The organism is Microbacterium aurantiacum (genome assembly GCF_031625015.1).
GTDB classification, from domain to species: Bacteria; Actinomycetota; Actinomycetes; order Actinomycetales; family Microbacteriaceae; genus Microbacterium; species Microbacterium aurantiacum.
On record NZ_JAHWXH010000001.1, the window covers coordinates 498,214 to 515,990 of the forward strand.

Genomic DNA, 17,777 nt, shown 5'->3' on the forward strand with positions numbered 1-17,777 from the left:
GCGACCGGTTCTCTACGGGGATTGGTTCCACCTTAGTGGGTGGGGGTACTGCTGATTCTGTGAAGTTATGAGGCCCGGATGCCGGGGCTTGCGTCCCGGCATCCGGAAGTGTTACTCGCCCTTGTTCTTCTGGACGATCTCGTCCGCGACGTTGCGCGGCACCTCGGCGTAGGAGTCGAACTCCATCGAGTAGACCGCACGACCCGAGGTCTTCGAGCGCAGGTCGCCGATGTAGCCGAACATCTCCGACAGGGGGACGTTGGCCCGGACGACCTTGACGCCGGCGGCATCCTCCATCGACTGGATCTGTCCGCGGCGGCTGTTCAGGTCGCCGATGACGTCACCCATGTACTCCTCCGGAGTACGCACCTCGACGGCCATGATCGGCTCGAGGATGACGGGGTTCGCGCGGCGGATGGCCTCCTTGAAGCCCATGGAGCCTGCGATCTTGAACGCCATTTCGGACGAGTCGACGTCGTGCGAGGCGCCGTCGAGCAGGATCGCCTTCACGCCCACCATGGGATAGCCGGCGAGCACGCCGACGTTCATGGCGTCCTGGAAGCCCTGGTCGGTGGGCCCGATGTACTCGCGGGGGATGCGACCACCGGTGACCTTGTTCTCGAACTCGTAGATCTTGTCCGCCGTGACCTCGAGGGGCTCGATGGTGAACTGGATCTTCGCGAACTGGCCGGAACCACCGGTCTGCTTCTTGTGCGTGTAGTCGTGCTTCTCGACGCTCTTGCGGATCGTCTCGCGGTAGGCCACCTGGGGCTTTCCGACGTTCGCCTCGACCTTGAACTCGCGCTTCATGCGGTCGACCAGGATGTCGAGGTGGAGCTCGCCCATGCCCTTGATGACGGTCTGACCGGTCTCGGAGTTCTGCTCGACGCGGAACGTCGGGTCCTCTTCCGCGAGCTTCTGGATCGCGAGACCCAGCTTCTCCTGGTCGGCCTTGGTCTTGGGCTCGATGGCGACCTCGATGACCGGCTCGGGGAAGGTCATCGACTCCAGGACGACCTGGTTGTTGCTGTCGGACAGCGTGTCACCGGTGGTGGTGTCCTTCAGGCCGATGACGGCGTAGATGTGACCCGCCGTGACGGAGTCGACCGGCATCTCCTTGTTGGCGTGCATCTGGAAGATCTTCCCGATGCGCTCCTTCTTGCCCTTGGTCGCGTTGACGACCTGGGCGCCGGAGTCGAGGTGGCCCGAGTAGACGCGGATGTAGGTGAGACGACCGAAGAACGGGTGCGTCACGATCTTGAACGCGAGGGCCGCGAAGGGCTCCTCGCGGTCGGCGTGGCGCTCGATGACGATCTCTTCGTTCTTCGGGTCCTTCGCCTCGATCGCCGGGACATCCAGCGGGGAGGGGAGGTAGTCCACGACCGCGTCGAGCATCGGCTGCACGCCGCGGTTCTTGAACGCCGAACCGCACAGCACGGGGTAGACCTCGCTGGCGATCGTCATCTTGCGGATGGCGCCCTTGATCTCCTCGTGGGTGAGCTCTTCGCCACCGAAGTACTTCTCGAGGAGCGCGTCGTCGGACTCGGCGACGGTCTCGAGGAGCTTCTCGCGGTACTCGTTCGCCTTGTCGACGAGGTCGGCCGGGATCTCCTGGATCTCGTACTTCGCGCCCATGGTGACATCACCCTTGGCGTCACCGGGCCAGACCAGCGCACGCATGTAGACCAGGTCGATGACGCCGATGAAGTCGTTCTCGGCACCGATCGGGAGCTGGATCACGAGGGGCTTCGCCTTGAGGCGGTTCACGATCGTGTCGACGGTGAAGTAGAAGTCGGCGCCCAGCTTGTCCATCTTGTTGACGAAGCAGATGCGGGGGACGTCGTACTTGTCGGCCTGACGCCACACGGTCTCGGACTGGGGCTCGACGCCCTCCTTGCCGTCGAAGACGGCGACCGCGCCGTCGAGCACGCGGAGCGAGCGCTCCACCTCGACGGTGAAGTCGACGTGACCGGGGGTGTCGATGATGTTGATCTGGTTCTTTTCCCAGAAGCAGGTGACGGCGGCGGAGGTGATCGTGATGCCACGCTCCTGCTCCTGCTCCATCCAGTCGGTGGTGGCGGCGCCGTCGTGGGTCTCGCCGATCTTGTGGTTGACGCCCGTGTAGAACAGGATGCGCTCGGTCGTCGTCGTCTTTCCGGCATCGATGTGCGCCATGATGCCGATGTTGCGGACCTTGTTGAGGTCGGTGAGCACTTCTTGTGCCACGGGGTGTCTTCCTTACCTTGGTGTCGGACTGTGCCGGCCGGAGGGTTCGCCTCCGGCCGGCGACAGGGGTGCTGTTACCAGCGGTAGTGCGCGAAGGCGCGGTTCGACTCGGCCATCTTGTGGGTGTCTTCGCGGCGCTTGACCGCGGCTCCCAGGCCGTTCGAGGCGTCGAGGATCTCGTTCTGCAGACGCTCGGTCATCGTCTTCTCACGACGACCCTTGGCGTAGCTCACGAGCCAGCGCAGCGCGAGAGTGTTCGCGCGGTGCGGCTTGACCTCGACCGGCACCTGGTAGGTCGAGCCACCGACGCGGCGGGACTTGACCTCGAGGGTCGGGCGGACGTTGTCGAGCGCCTTCTTGAGCGTGGCGACGGCGTCCTGGCCGTTCTTCGACTCGACGCCCTGGAGGGCGTTGTAGACGATCGACTCGGCGAGCGACTTCTTGCCGTCGACGAGGATCTTGTTCACGAGCTGGGTGACGATGGGGGCACCGTATACCGGGTCGTTGACGACGGGGCGCTTGGGCGCGGGTCCTTTACGAGGCATCTGACTCAGCCCTTCTTCGCGCCGTAGCGGCTGCGCGCCTGCTTGCGGTTCTTGACAGCCTGGGTGTCCAGGGCTCCACGGACGATCTTGTAGCGGACACCCGGGAGGTCCTTCACACGGCCGCCGCGAACGAGCACGAGCGAGTGCTCCTGCAGGTTGTGGCCCTCACCGGGGATGTACGCGGTGACCTCGGTGCCGTTGCGGAGCTTCACACGGGCGACCTTGCGCATCGCCGAGTTCGGCTTCTTCGGGGTGGTGGTGTACACACGGGTGCAGACACCCGCCTGCTGCGGGTTCGCCTTCAGCGCCGGCGCCTTGGTCTTGGTGACCTTCGGCGAACGGCCCTTGCGAACCAACTGCTGAATGGTTGGCACGTTCTCTCCTTCTCGGCTGCACGGGAATCCTCCCGCGCAGGGTGCTGCACGGTGACAGCGTTGTGGTTTCACCACAGATCCACCCGGTGCGCGACGGAATCGGCGCGCGTCGTATCGGTGGATATGCCGTGGGGGTGGCCTGTTCGCAGACCGGTCCCGGTCGTGAGGCTCTGCGACCGGCATCCGCGCCGGTGGCACGGCGGACGGCGCGCAGCGCACACACCCGCTCAATGATACGCATCGGGGGCGGGGCGGGCAAACGCGGGCGGCAAGTACTCAGCGGAGGGTCAGCAAGAGGACCGCGGCCGCCCCGGCAGCGACGACGACCACCACCACGAGCGCGACCCCGACGGCCAGGCGGCGGCGGGCGCGACGGCGTCGGCGCTGCTCCGACGCTGCGGTGTCGACGACGGGTTGGAGCGGATGCCGCTCCGGCGCCGTGCGCTCGACGAACGCCGTGCGGACGGGACGCGCGCGATAGATCTCCGCGGGGGCGTTCGACGCCGGCGCCGAGCCGCGGGGCGGTGCCGGCGCGGCGGGGGCGGGGTCGAGGACCCGACGCGCCGACCGCGCGGTCTCCTCGGACACCGGGGCGGGTGCGGGTGCGCCGCCCCGGCGGGCCGCGATCTGCGTGTCCTCCACGGGCGGTGCCGTGGGAGGGGCCGCGGAGGCCCGGCGGGACGCCAACTCGGTCTGCTCGTCGACGTCCGGGAGCGGGACCTCGCGCGCGCGGCGGGCGGCGATCTCCGTGGCCTCGATGTCCGCCGCGGCCGACGTCCGGCGGCCGGGCGCCGTCCGCTCTTCGGGCAGATCGCTCACGCGTCGCTCCGAACGAGCCGGATCTCGGCGTCCCCGAGGAGGAAGCGATCGCCCGCCTCGATCTCCTCGCCGGGGGTGGCCTCGACCTCGGTGCCCATGACGGTGGCGAAGACGACGCCGTTCGTCGAGCCGAGATCGGTGATGTACCAGCGATCCTGGCGGAGGACCAGCCGGGCGTGGGTCTTGGAGACGGTGCCGTCGTCGATCGCGATCAGCTGGGCGCGCGGGTAGGCGGCATCCGGAGCCGGGCGCCGACCGAGCAGCACGGTGTCGGACGCGATCGTCACGGGCGTCCCGCGCGGGGGCACGAGAGACCACTGCGTGCGTCGGCGCCGGGCGATGATCGTCTCGTCGGCGGGCTCGTCGGGGATCTCGGGGCGCACGTGCAGCGCCGAGACCGAGGTGCGCGCCGACCGCGGCGCGCCGGCGTCGGGGGCGCCGACGATCGCGGAGACCTCGCCCGACAGCTCGGGGAAGGAGTCGGATGCCGGGAGACGCGACCGCCGCGGCGCCCAGGGCTCGTCGGTGCCGTCATCCGACCCGCCGTCCGATGCAGCGGGCAGGCGTGTCACCGGCGGGGAGGTGAGCGGGGGGACGGGGGCGCCCGGCGCAGCGCCGGCGGGAACGGGGTCGGGCGCGTCGGTGACGGCACCCGTGACTTCGCCGGGGAACTCGTCGTTCGCGGAGATCGCGAACCCCTCCCAGGGCTTGCGGGAGACCGGCTCCGGTTCGGGAGCGGGCTCCGGCTCGAACTCGGGCTCCGGCTCGGGCTCCGGCTCGTGCTCGGGGGCGTGAGCGGGCGCCGGGGCGTGCTCGGGCTCCTGGGCGTGAGCGGGCGCCGGCTCCGGCGCCCGCTCGGAACGTGCCGGCGGCGCGAACGTCGGCGGCAGCGGTTCGACGGGACCGGTCAGCCAGGCGATGAGGGGGTCCGCCGCAGCCGGATCGACCGGCTCCTCCACGCGGGTCCGCGAGACCGGGATCGCCGCGGTCGGCGCCGCCGCCTCGACGGGATCGGGCTCCGCTTCGACGACCGGTTCCGGCTCCGGCTCCACGAACGGCTCGGGCTCGGGCTCGGGCTCGACGGACGGCTCGGGTTCCGGCTCCGGCGCGACCTGCGCCTCCGGTTCCGGGGTGGTCACGGGCTGCCACCACGCCGCGGCCGCGGGGCGTCCGACCTCGGTCGCCCCGTCCACCGCGTCCTCCCGATCCGCGCGGTGCGGAGCCGGGAACGGCCACGGCTCGACCTCGGGGAGCGGAGCGGACGCATCCGCGTCGAACCCGCGGGAGGCGGCATCCGGTGCGGGGAAGAGCGGGCGCTCCTCGGGGCGCGGGGTACGTCGCGGACCCGCCGGCGCGGCGTGCTCGGCGGCGCCGAGCCAGCGTGCCGAGCCGAAGCCGACGACCGAGGCCCACACGGGGAAGAGGAACGCCGCGAGGACGGTGATCCCCGCGGGAAGACCGAAGTCGATCCCGATGCGGTAGCAGGCGACGATGATCGCCACCCAGACGAAGATCGGGCCGACCGGGAGCAGCAGCCACAGCAGCAGCAGCCAGCCCGACATCCCCGCCAGGCGCAGCAGCACGACCTGGTTGAGGATCGGCACCCAGGCCTGCCAGCCGGGGCGTCCGGTCTTGCGGAACACGGCCGCGAGGGCGAGGGCGGTCCACACGTAGACGGCGACGCCCACGACGAGGGTGATCATGCCGAAGACGACGGCGGTGGAGTCTGCGGTGGCGTTCATGATGCCTGACGCGCGGGTATCGGGTCCCGGCGTCTCCCCCTCTCGGAATCTCGTGCACCCGCATCGGGTGACACCTGACGCACGAATGACCTCAACGATACGGTCCGCACGATCCGGCGCCACACGCCGCCCTCGCGCATCAGGTGTCGGCGTTCCTCGTCGACGGTCTCCCAGTACCGGGTGGTCTCGGCCGGCGTCGGCTCGCCGCCGGAGAACGCGGCGCGATCGGCCGCGACCGCGAGCTCGTCCCCGTGCGGCGTTCCCCAGCGGGACGCGAGCTCGGAGCGGGTCAGGATGCCGGGCGCCGAGCGGCCCGCATCGACGGCGGCGTCGACGTACTCCTCCCAGCCGCCGGCGATGCGCGCCGCCCCGTCGGCGACGCGGCGCCGCGCGCGACGACGCGCGGCCTTGGCGCCGAGGACGAGGGCGAAGGGTCCCAGGAGCAGGAGGAGGGCGAGGAGGATCAGTCCCGCGACGCGGAGCACCGGCCACAGCCACGACAGATCGGTGCCGGTCTCCTCCTCGTCGCGATCCTCGGAGGCGGAGTCCTCCTGCACCGGGTCGGGCGGGACGACGTCTTCGACGGCGTCGGGGAGCACGTCGGTGACGACCTCCGGGTCGCGCTGCTCGGTGACGTCGAGGCTCGGCGACTGCGCGTACTGGGGGCTGGCGTCCAGCGCCACCCATGCGCCGCCGGCATCCTGCACCTCCACCCACGCCGCGAGGTCGCCCGCGCGGCAGACCCCGTCCTCGCACGCGCTGAGTCCTGCGGGGGCGCTGAGGCGCGTCCCCACGACGACCCGCGACGGGAAGCCGAGCTCCTGGGCGATGAGGGCGGCGGCGACGGCGAACTGCTCGTCGTCGCCGACGGCGGCGACGTAGTTGCCCGACGCCTGAGCCCGAGGATCGTCCTCGCGCTCGAGCAGGCGGGTGAACATCTGATCCACGCGGGCGAGCGAGTGTCCCGACGTGCTGGGCTGGAAGCGGTAGTCCCCGAGCTCCGCAGCCCAGGCGGGCTGCTCCTCGCCCACCGTGAGGGCGTGGCTGAGGTAGCCGCGCTCGCGGAGGAGCGTCACGAGCTGCTCCAGGGCCGCCCCGTCTTCGCCGACGCGATGCCGCTCGACCCAGGTGCGGAGGCTCTCCGGCGCCTCGACGGCAGCGGATGCCGTGCCGGGCGCGACCGCCGCGCTGACCTCCAGCGGGGTGGGTTCGACGGCACGCAGGCGATAGCGGTCGCCGTCCTGCCAGCCGCCCTCGACGGTCTGCACGGCCGCATCCGCGCCCGAGCTGTAGTAGAAGCGATCGGCGAGCGCCACCGCGCGCGGGCCCTGGAACTCGGCCTCGACCAGCCGGCCGGCCGACGGCATCCAGATCCCGGGGAGGTCGCCGACGACGATCGTCGCCTCGACCTCGGCCCCCTCCCCCGCGGGGCGCACCGCGGGCACGCGGACGAAGCGCGACGGGGCACCGGAACCGGTGCGGAAGACTTCGCCGTCGTAGCTGTCGAGGACGGCGAGGCGCACGCGTTCGGGCGCGGCGCCGCCCGCCTCGACGGTGAAGAGGACGTCGTCGATGCGCTCGTCGGCGAAGAGGGCCCGGTACTCCGCGAGGGGGCTGGTCGCCGCGGTGAGGGAGATCTCGGGGCCGACCGCCCAGCGGAGGGTCTGCCGTTCGGAACCCGCCGCGGTCATCGGCACGACGGCACCCGCGATGACGACCGCTCCCGCGAGCATCGCCGCGCCGAGGGCCGTGCGGCGACGGTCCGACCCGCGGGCGCGACGCCCGACCTGCACCTCGCCGGATTCGGCGGCGCGGGCGAGGGCCCGCACCCGCTCGTGGTGCGTGCGCCACGCGAGCCAGGCGAAGCACACGAGAAGACCGGCGAGTCCCAGCGCACTCTCCCGGGGAGCACCGAGGGTGAGGGGGCCGAGAGCCAGGGGCGCGCTCACGACGGTCCGCCCGAAGAACAGCCCGAACCCGAGCATGACGAGACCGACGGGCACGGCGAGGAGGGCCAGGCGCCCCTCCCGCCACGACAGGCGGAGGAGCGCGACGGTGCCGACGAGGAAGACGACCAGCGCCGGAACCAGCAGGTTCCGGTAGTCGCCGACGGGGAGGTCGACGGTGAGGAGGTCCTTCCACGCCAGGACGAGACCGGTCCCGAGCTCGCCGAGACCCCGGAGGAGGTCGGCGGGACCGCCGAGGCGTCCCGGGACGGCGAGCGGTACACCGAGGACGAGGAGGGCACCGGCCGTGACGGCGGCCGTCGCGGCGAAGCGCCACCGCAGCAGCGCGGTTCCGATCGCGATGCCGGCGGCCACCAGCGCGCAGACGGCCACCAGGATCACGAAGGCGGAACCGGCGTAGATGGGCCACGCGGCGACCGCGGCGAGCACGACGATCGCCGCCGAGAAGACGGAGCCGGCCACGACGGCGGCGCGCGCCGTCGCGCGACGGCTCACGAGGTCGCTCCGCGCAGCAGCCGGCCCGAGAGGTCGTCGAGCGTTCCGACGGTGAGGACCGTCATCCCCGTCAGCGCCCGCATGCGCGGGTGTGCGCGCTCGTCGCAGACGACCGCGACCACCGCGGTGTCGACCGGGAACGCCAGCGCCGCCTTCTGCAGCGCGGCGAGCGGCACTGTCGAACCGGTCACGAGCACGGCGACGGACAGGCGCTCCTCGCTCTCGGCGGTGAGGCGGCAGACGTCGCCGAGGGCCATCGTGCTCTCGAGCATCTCCACGCCGCTGAAGCCGTCGAGCATCGGTCGGGGAGCGGATGCCGGCACGCGGCGGATCGCGCGGAGGCGCCCGCGGACGACCCGGGGGATCTCGGATCCGGTCACCACCGCGACGTCGCGCGCATCCCGGATCGCACGGAGTCCGAGCGATGCGGCGCACGAAACGGCGAGTTCGTACTCGTCGGCGTCGGCGTACTCGCCGCGCGCGGCGGAGAGGATGACCGCCATGCGGGAGCGGCGCGACTCCTCGTACTGACGCACCATGAGGCGGCCGGTCTTGGCCGTGGAGGCCCAGTGGATGTGACGGCGCGAGTCGCCGGGGGCGTACTCGCGGATCGCGTGGAAGGACATGTCCGCGTCGACGAGGCGCCGCGTGGGGCTCCCCTCGAGATCGCGGATGAGGCCCGCGCTGGTGGAGGGGAGGGCGACGGTGCGGGGGTGGACGTAGATCTCGTGGACGTCCTCGAACGCGTGCTCGCGGCGGAGGAGGGCGAGGGGGTCGGCCCGCACCGTGGTGGCGGGTCCGACGGTGACGACGCCGCGGCGGAGGCCGGGGAGCGACAGCTCCTGGGCGACCTCGTTCCCGGGGCGGAGGAAGGGCACCCCGACTTCGACCAGGCCCTGCCCGACGGGGACGTCGATGCGCCCGGGGAGGGCGGCGCGCGGAGCGACGTTGCGCACCACGACCCGGCCGGCCACCCCGGTCCCGGCGACGACCCGCTCGTGCGCGAGGTCGAGGTCGACCGCGTAGGAACGGGCACCGAAGAGGAAGGGGATCGCCACGATCAGCAGCACGAGGGCGGCGACGCCGGCGATCATCCACTCGACGTACCCGAAGCGGATGCCGAGCACCAGGCCCGCGGTCGCGGCGACGAGCATGAGCGCACCGGCCGGGCGGACGGTGCGTCCGAGCCACGCCGCGGCGCGGCGGAGCGCGCGGACGGTCGTCCGCCACGCCGCCGCTGCCCACACCGCCGCGCGCAGGAGCGCGCGATCGCGCCCGCTGACCGCGGAGGTGGCGGTCAGCTCGCCGCGACCGGTGGTGCCGGTGGCGGCCGAGGTGCGGGTGAGGCGGGACTCGGTGAGACTCATACGGCCTCTCGGCGGCGGGGCGGTGCGACATCCAGCAGCACCTGGCCGATGACGGCCTCCTGCGTGACGCCGTCGAACTCGGCCTCGGCCTGGAGGATGAGGCGGTGCGAGAGCACCGCGACGGCGAGCGCCTTGACGTCGTCGGGGGTGGCGTAGGTGCGCCCCTGCGACGCGGCACGCGTGCGGACGGCGCGCGTGAGGGCGAGGGCACCGCGGATGCTGACTCCCAGGCGCACCTCGTCGGCGGCGCGCGTGGCGTCCACGAGGCGCGCGATGTAGTCGAGCACGAGAGCGTCGACGTAGACCTCGGCGGCGAGGTCGGCCATCCCCGCGAGCACCTGCGGGGTGACGATCGGGGTGAGCTCGGCGGTGTCGATCGCCGCCCCGTCGAGGATGCGCACGGTGGCGGCGTGATCGGGATAGCCGAGGGAGGTGCGCATCATGAAGCGGTCCAGCTGCGCCTCGGGGAGCCGATAGGTTCCCGCCTGCTCGACGGGGTTCTGCGTGGCGAGGACGAGGAACGGCTCGCCGACCGGGCGCGTGACGCCGTCGATCGTGACGCGGCCCTCCTCCATGACCTCGAGCAGCGCCGACTGGGTTTTCGGGCTCGCGCGGTTGATCTCGTCCGCGAGCACGATGTTGGCGAAGACGGGCCCGGCGTGGAACTCGAACACGCCCTGCTTCTGGTCGTAGACGCTGATGCCGGTGATGTCGCCGGGGAGGAGGTCGGGGGTGAACTGGATGCGGGTGTTGGTGCCCTGCACCGACTGCCCCATGGCCCGCGCGAGCGAGGTCTTGCCGGTCCCGGGGACGTCCTCGAGCAGCACGTGGCCGTCGCTCAGCATCGCGGTGAGCACGAGCTCCACGACGTGGCGCTTCCCCAGCACCGCCCGCTCGACGTTGTCGGCGAGCTGAGAGAAGGTCTGCGCGAACCAGGTCGCCTGCTCCTGCGTGATCGTCATGTTTCCTCGTCCTGCGTCGTGTCGGTCGTCGGGGCGGTCGGGAGGGCGGATGCCGCTCAGGGATTCGGCGCGGGCTCGGGCTCGGCCGGAGGTGGGGGCGGCGGTGCCTCGGTCGGGGTGCAGTCCGCCGTCACCGTGCCGGTGGCGTTCTGAAGCCCCCAGCCCTGGGCGCTCCAGTCGACCGTCACCGTCGTCTCCATGCGCGTGGCGGCATACGGGACGGTCCAGCTGTCGGCCGTGCGCTCGAGCCTCGCACCGGAAGCATCGTAGAAGCGGAGGTCGGCGTTGCTGAAGGTGACCGCCGCGCGACCGCCACCGGGCGCGTTCGAGGAGTCCCACGTGCGTCCGAGCTCGCCGCCGCCGACGCACGAGGAGATGCCCCACGTCGCCTGCACCTGGTAGGGCGCGCTGCCGGAGCGCGGGGTGACCCGCGCCCAGTCGCTCGCCGTGCCCCAGAACTCGTGGACGTAGCGCACGGCAATCTCGGGGTCGGCGCCGAAGCGTGTGCTCGGGAAGCCGCCGAACTCGACGCGGTTGCGGTTGGGCACGCGCTCGTCCGAGGTCGGCTCGGCGCGGATCAGCCACTCCGCCCGCTGGCCGGTGACGTTCGGGGCCGGATCGACGGCGAAGGTGTAGCCGCGGGGCGCGCGGCCGGACTGCTGCGCGCGAACGGATGCCGTCGCCTCGGTGCGGCCGAACACCCGGTCGTCGAACACCGACTCCACGCATGCGACGAAGCGGTACTCCTCGCCGTCGGTGAGGCCGGGGAACGAGGCGGTGGCGCCCTCGGGTCCGGTCTGGCAGCGGTCGCCCTCGCGCACGATGCCGTAGCGGAGCGATGACCCGTCGCCGTTCAGGCGCGCGGTCGCCCGCGCAGTGACGGTCGAGGTCCCGTCGCCGTTGGAGACCGAGTCCAGCACCAGCTGGGCATCCCGCGGGGCCCCGACGCCGTTTCCGGAGACCGTGATCGACCCGCCCGACGGGCTGCCGCCGAGCCCGGGAGGGAGGTCGAAGCGCGAGAACGGCGTGATGGTGATCGGAGAGGTCGTGTTCGTGCCGATGCGGTAGCTGCCGACCTCGACGCGCGTCTGGCCGCGGCGGACGCTCAGGCGCTGGGTCTCGCCGGCGGGGCTCGTGATCTCGAGATAGCCGGTCTCGTTGGGGTCGACGCCGTCTATGACGAGCGAGACGATGTTCCCCGAGCCGTCGCGGGTCTGCACCGGGGCGACCTGGACCTGACCGGGGGCGTTGGGGGCGGCGTACGCCCACGCGGTGGTGCGCACGCCCGAGCGCGATTCGCCGACCGCGTTGACCGCGACGGCGTCGTACTGGCGCTGCTCGCCGTTCGGTGCCGGGATCGAGGGGCAGACACCGTCGCTGGAGCACTGGGCGACGACCGCGCCCCCGCTGCGGACGACGAACCCGCTGAGCCCCGGGTAGGCCGACCGTGCGGCGCCGGGGTCGATGCGGAGGGTGACCGAGCCGTTCTCGAAGCCGACCTGTCCGATGCTCGCGGGTGCCTTGGGGTAGCCCTGCAGGTCCAGCAGCAGACGACCCTCGCGGTCGCCGGCCGTGGCGCGGCCCTGGGCGTCGCGCACGGTGAAGGCCGCCGAGCACGTGGCGCCCGGGGCATCCGCACTCCACGAGGCCGTCACCGTCGTGGCGGAGGCGACCGAGAAGCTCACGCCGATGCACTCGCCGGTCGGCCGGACGCCGGTGAGCTCGAGCGGGGTGCGCGGCAGCGGGTTGACCTCGCCCGAGGCCCCCACGACCGAGATGCTGCACGACGAGCCGGCGGCCTGCGAGCACTGCTGGGCGACCGATCCGCCGCGCGGCAGGGTCGAGGGCGCCGCCCCGACGCGGAGGATGAGGCGACCGGGCGCGGTCTCGGCGTGGCTCGGCACGGTGACGACGGCCGCTTCGTCGCGACCGGGCACGGCGTCGTCCTTGCCGGTGACGGTGACGGTGCTCCCCGCGAGCGAGACGTCGAACGACACCCCGCCGTAGTCGACGGCGTACTGGATGCCGTCCCAGTCCTCGCGGAGCTGCCACGTGGTGAGGGTCCGCAGGTCGAAGGTCGCCGTCTCGCCCGGGCCGACCGTGAGCGACCCGGCGCGCAGCTCCGGCTGCGGATCGAGGGCGACCACGATGATCGGCACGGAGAGGTAGGAGAAGTCCTCGGTCCCGGCGAGCCGCACCGGCACACGACACGAATCCGACCACGGGGCGCCCGCCCCGGCGTCGTAGCGGATGCGGGTGCCGCCCTCGAGCGAGCAGACCGCCTCTCCGCGGGCGCCGGACGCTCGGATGTCGGGCCCGATCTCGACCGTGCTGCCGCGGGGGCGGGCGACGAGGTCGGCCATGTCGAAGACGACCGACTCGAGCTCGTTCACCTCGGGCGGGACGGCGCCGGCCCGCAGGGCCAGGGTCAGATCGGCGTCGCCCGGGACGCGGAGGAACGCGTAGGTCTCGATCTCGCCGGACGCCCCCTCCCCCGAGACGCGGAACGGGATCAGGCGGGTGCGCTCGGGCAGCTCGCCGCGCAGGCGCGTGCCGGCCACGTCGACGTCGTCGATGTCGCCCCACAGGGCCACGTCGAGGTCGCCGACGTCGCCCGACGCCCAGGTCGCCTTCCCGTCGAGGACGTCCACGCCCTCGACGAAGTCCTCCCGCGTCTCGGCCGTGAGGACGGTGTCGGACACGATCGGGTAGTCCGGCACGCTCTCGCGCACCACCCGCACCACGATCCGTCCGCGCGCGGTGTTGCCCGAGCTCGACTCGAGGTCGTAGAGGAACGACATCGTCGCCGGCTCGGTCCCCGCCTCGATCTCCAGCGACGTGTCGTCGCGGGAGAGGATGCGCTCGGCCAGCCGCGTGTACTCGGCGGTGACCGCGCCGTCGGCATCCGTCTCGGGGAGATCCGGCCGCACGTCGGTGAGGGTCAGGGAGCCGAGGGTCGGATCGACGTCGTTCGCGAGCGGGGAGACGCGGATGCTGTTGCCCTCGCCCGCCTGGACCTGCACGTAGTCGGTGTAGGTGATCGGGCTGGGGTTGGTCTGTCCGTCGAGGACGCCGACGCGCACCGTCCCCTCGCCCGTGGCCCCGAAGGCGTCCACGACGCGATAGCGGAAGGTGACCTGGCCGCGATCGCCGGGGACGCTGGTGTAGACGATGCCCGCGCCGTCGGCGGCGATCGTCGCCGCGCCGCGCTCGGGCTGCTCGAGGATCCGGTCGAGGGTCACGCCGTCGCCGTCGGGGTCGACGCCGAAGCCGTCGAAGTCGATGCGGGTCGTCTGGCCGCTGAGGACCCGGCCCTCGAGGGTGTCGGCCACGGGCGGGCGGTTCGCCTCCTCGTCGAGGACGCGCACGCGCACCGTGGCGTCGTCGGCGAGGGAGGGGGCGCCGGTCGTGTAGACCGAATAGGTGATCGTGTAGTCGCCCGGCTCCTGCGGCGCGAGGTAGCGCACGACATCGGACGACGCGAAGGCGAGCGCGTCGGGCGACGACGAGACGACGGATGCCGGGTTCAGCGTCGGACGCCCACCCGCCGGGGCGACGTCGTTGGCGAGGACGGGGATGTCGATCTGCGCCCCGGCCCGCACGACGACGCGGTCGTCGACCGCGATCGGGGCGAGCTCGGGAGCCGGTGGGAGGAGGTAGACCGTCGCCTCGCCCTCGACGCTCGCCCCCTGATCCTCGGTGCCGTCGCTGACGACGTAGCGGACCGTGCCGAGCCGGCCCGGCTCGCCCGACGCGGTCGAGCCGGAGACCCGCAGCTGGTTCTGGCCGACCGCGTCGACCGAGAGCACCGCGCCCGGGTCGGCGGCGGTGGTGACGTCGCTGAGGAGGAGCACGCGGCGCGTCGGGTTGGAGACCGCGGCGAAGATGTCGAGGGTCGCATCCTCCTGCGGGTGGACGAAGGCCACGACCGGGGAGGTCGCCAGCTCCGCCGGCGCGTCGGCGGGCAGGAGCGTGATGCGGGTCGTGCCGGTGGCCTCGGTGGAGCCGTCGGTGACGGTGAAGTCGACGCGGTACGTGCCGGGCTCGCGCGCGGTGAAGTCGAAGCCGGTCGTCCCGCCCGTCACCGTCGCCGTCGCCGCGGCGTCGTCGAGGACGCGCACGGACTCCAGCGACAGCGACCCCGTCGTCCCGGAGACGTGCGGGGCGACGTCGACGTTGATCGCGCCGCCGACGACGTCGCGGACCGCGAAGGACTCCACGGCCAGGCGCGGCTGGGGCGAGACGCGGACGACGAGCTGACGCTCGGTGGTGTTGCCGGCGGTGTCCGAGACGGTCACGGCGAGGTCGATGAGCTGCTCCCCGCCCGCGCCGTCGTCGGAGTGCTGATAGACGACGTCGCCCGACGGCGTCGCGGCGACGCTGCCGATGCCCGACCGGTTGACGACGGAGAGGAGGAGCAGCGGGTCGGACTCGGGGTCGACCCAGCCAGGGAGGATCGGAACGGTCACAGTGCCGCCGCGCGCGACCTCCGGCGCCGGCCACTCGACGAGGCACCGCTCCACCCCGCACCAGACGGGGGCCGAATCCGCGTCCTCGCCCACAACGGTGAGCGTGACCGTCGTCGGCTCGGAGGCGAGGCCGTCCGCGGTGGTGCCGTCGGTCACGCGGTAGCTGAAGGTGGCCGAGCCGGTCGCGCCCGGCTCGGTGCGGACGGCGAGACGCTGCGCATCGTCCGTGACGGTGACGGTGCCGAAGCCGGGGTCGAGGCCCGTGACGGAGGTCGGATCGATGCTGAGGACGTCCTCGTTCGGATCGTGGTCGTTCATCAGCACCGGGAGGGTCGACAGGCTCCCCGCCCGCACGCCGAATGCGTCGGGTTCGGCGACCGGCGGCTTCGGGTCCAGCTGCACCGGCAGCTGCTCCTCGGCGGGAACGGCATCCGGATCCACCCGATCGTCGAGCGACCAGTTCTGACTCGACGGCACGAGCTGCCCGTCGGGCACGGTCCACGCCCACCCCGAGCGCGTCTCGTTCAGGATGATCGATCCCCCGCCGTCGACGAATACCGGCCGGCGCTCATCGCCGAGCGACTCGCCGCCGTAGTCGAGCGTGCGGGGCTCGGCATCCGATCCCCAGAGGATGCCTGTGCCCGTCCCCTCGGGCAGCCACGCGGCGTACACCTCGCCGTCGCGCTGGATGGGCCGGGCCGGGATGCCGAGGACGGTCGCCCCGGTGCCGAAGGCGATGTCGGCACCCGACCCGTCCGGCGCGACGCGCACGAGCGCCGTCTCGGTGGCGACGTAGATCTCCTCCGCCGTGGACGAGGGCTCGGCGACCGTCATCGCCCCGGTGGCGGGAAGCGGCGGCGCATCCTCGGCGTCGCGGAGCCACATGCGGCCGGACTCGCCGTCCACCACCGCCCACGTGTCGCCGGCGGCGGTGACCGCCGGCGCGGCGATCTCGTCGATCTCCAGGGCGTCGCGCCCGCGCACCTCGCTCCGTCCGATGTCGTAGCGCAGCACCGAGGCATCCGCGCGGGAGTAGGCGAACAGCACGCCGCGGTCGTCGATCGCGACGGCGTCGGCGGTGTACGCCGCGGCATCCTCGTCGGTGGAGGGGAACGGGTCGAGCGCGCGAGGCTGCTCCCCGCCGAGGATGCCGACGTAGACGGTGCCGGAATCGGTGAGGTACGCCACCCGATCCCCGGATGCGGCGACGTCGATCGTGCCGGGAGGCGTGGAATCCGAGGCCCGGAGGGCCTCTTCGTCGAGATCGGCGGGGAGGGCCTCGTCGATGCGGGTGATCTTGCTGAACGAGTCGCTGAAGAGGTAGACCCCGGCGGGAGAGGAGACCACCGCATCGGGATTGCTGATGCTCCGAACGGTGTCGAGCTCGCCGACCGCGGTGTTCACGCGCGCGTAGCGGCGACCGTCGCCGGTCTGCAGCGCCCACACCGACGTCGACGCCTCGGGGGTCTCCTGCGCGTCGAGGCCCGGCCACACCACGGCGATCCCCACGACGAGGGCTCCGGCGGCGACGCTCGCGGCGAGGGCGGCGATCGTGCGGCGACGCATCAGAACACCCCCACGGCCCACAGGGCCCCGATGACCGCGCCGACGGCGACGACGAACGACAGACCCGCCGCGATCCACGGCACGGCCGTGCTCGCGCGCGGCCCTCGCGCAACCGGGGTGGAGATGTCGGTGTCCTCGTCACGCGCGAGGGAGGTGACGTCCGCGCCCGGCCGGCGCTTGCGGCGGTCGTCGCGCTCGAGCTGCGAGCGCACCGGGCCGCGGAGGGAGGAGTCGGCGAAGTCCACCGGCGCCCCGGCGGGAGCCCACTCCTCGTCGGGGATCTCCAGGCGGGTGATCGACAGACCGAGCTCGGCCTGCACCCGCTGGAGCGCCTCCGCGAACGCGCGGGCCGAGCCGAACCGCTTCCCGGGGTCGCGCGCCATCGCCGTCGCGAGCGCCACCTGGAGCGAGGCCGGCACATCCGTCCGGGGGATGTCGGTGTATGCCGCGCGGGCGATACGGCGGCGCAGCTGCTCTTTGGTGTTCTGCCCGCGCTCGCGACGCTCGAACGGGCTGTGCCCCGCCAGCAGCGAGTACACCGTCGCGCCGAGGCTCCACACCTCGCTCGAGATCGTCCCGGCGGTCTGTTCGGCGATCACCTCGGGCGCGCTCCACGGGATCGACATCGCCAGCACCTCCTCGGCCTCCAGCCGCAGAAGCGAGGACGAGATCCCGAAGTCGGCGAGGACAGGGGCCCCGAAGGTCGTGATGAGGATGTTGCTGGGCTTCACATCGCGGTGCACGAGGCCGGCACGGTGGGCGGACTCCAGCGCACCCGCCATCCGCACCCCGGTGGAGAGGACTTCCTCGACCGGGATCCGCTCGAGCCGATAGCGCTGGGCGAGCGACCCGGGGCAGTACTCCATGACGATGTACGGGCGACCGTCGGCGGAGATCCCCGCCTGGTAGACGGTGACGATCGCGGGGTGCGCCGACAGGTGCGCGAGCACATCCGCCTCGGCGTTGAACATGCGACGAAGCTCCGGGTCGCGCACGTCGCTCGGCATCACCTTCACCGCGACATTGCGGCGCGGCATGTCCTGCTCATAGAGGAAGACGTCGGCGAATCCACCCGATCCGAGAGGGCGGACATACGTCAGGCCGGGCAGGATCGGGGGCGCGGACGGGAGGCGTGTGGACACGTCACCTCCTCGCTCGGACGCCCGCCGGCGCGCGGAAGCACTCGCCGGGGAAACCCGGACATGCTAACAAACCGCGCCCGCGGGTACGTCCGCGCCGCGACCG

General features: G+C 72.4%; 10 protein-coding genes. All 10 read right to left on the reverse strand.

Annotated elements, in window-relative coordinates:
* Positions 1-111: 111 nt before the first annotated feature.
* A complete protein-coding gene (gene fusA / locus KZC50_RS02360; protein ID WP_310890491.1) occupies positions 112-2,226 on the reverse strand; it encodes an elongation factor G in 2,115 nt (704 codons plus the stop codon).
* Positions 2,227-2,300: 74 nt separating this feature from the next.
* Entirely contained in the window at positions 2,301-2,771 is a 471-nt protein-coding gene (rpsG, locus tag KZC50_RS02365) for a 30S ribosomal protein S7 (RefSeq protein ID WP_053546383.1), read from the reverse strand.
* A gap of 5 nt (positions 2,772-2,776) precedes the next feature.
* On the reverse strand, positions 2,777-3,145 hold the full coding sequence (gene rpsL, locus KZC50_RS02370; RefSeq protein ID WP_018187369.1) for a 30S ribosomal protein S12: 369 nt from the start codon (positions 3,143-3,145) through the stop codon (positions 2,777-2,779).
* A 276-nt stretch (positions 3,146-3,421) separates the two neighbouring features.
* The gene (locus tag KZC50_RS02375) at positions 3,422-3,964 is read right to left on the reverse strand and encodes a hypothetical protein (RefSeq protein WP_310890492.1); all 543 of its coding nucleotides are present in this window, start codon (positions 3,962-3,964) and stop codon (positions 3,422-3,424) included.
* Positions 3,961-5,706 carry a DUF5684 domain-containing protein gene (locus KZC50_RS02380; RefSeq protein WP_310890493.1) on the reverse strand — a complete coding sequence of 582 codons (1,746 nt, stop codon included), beginning with the start codon at positions 5,704-5,706 and terminating at the stop codon, positions 3,961-3,963. Before KZC50_RS02380 ends, KZC50_RS02375 begins: the two co-directional genes overlap by 4 nt.
* The gene (locus tag KZC50_RS02385; protein WP_310890494.1) at positions 5,703-8,168 is read right to left on the reverse strand and encodes a transglutaminase TgpA family protein; all 2,466 of its coding nucleotides are present in this window, start codon (positions 8,166-8,168) and stop codon (positions 5,703-5,705) included. Before KZC50_RS02385 ends, KZC50_RS02380 begins: the two co-directional genes overlap by 4 nt.
* Positions 8,165-9,535 (reverse strand): DUF58 domain-containing protein, encoded by a 1,371-nt coding sequence (locus tag KZC50_RS02390; protein WP_310890495.1) that lies wholly within the window; start codon positions 9,533-9,535, stop codon positions 8,165-8,167. Before KZC50_RS02390 ends, KZC50_RS02385 begins: the two co-directional genes overlap by 4 nt.
* Positions 9,532-10,497: an AAA family ATPase gene (locus tag KZC50_RS02395; RefSeq protein WP_053546388.1), complete on the reverse strand. Its 966-nt coding sequence runs from the start codon at positions 10,495-10,497 to the stop codon at positions 9,532-9,534. The genes KZC50_RS02390 and KZC50_RS02395 overlap by 4 nt, the downstream gene beginning before the upstream one ends.
* 56 nt (positions 10,498-10,553) lie before the next feature.
* The gene (locus KZC50_RS02400) at positions 10,554-16,532 is read right to left on the reverse strand and encodes an Ig-like domain-containing protein (protein WP_310890496.1); all 5,979 of its coding nucleotides are present in this window, start codon (positions 16,530-16,532) and stop codon (positions 10,554-10,556) included.
* Positions 16,532-17,674 carry a serine/threonine-protein kinase gene (locus KZC50_RS02405; RefSeq protein WP_310890497.1) on the reverse strand — a complete coding sequence of 381 codons (1,143 nt, stop codon included), beginning with the start codon at positions 17,672-17,674 and terminating at the stop codon, positions 16,532-16,534. Before KZC50_RS02405 ends, KZC50_RS02400 begins: the two co-directional genes overlap by 1 nt.
* Between the last annotated feature and the right edge of the window lie 103 nt (positions 17,675-17,777).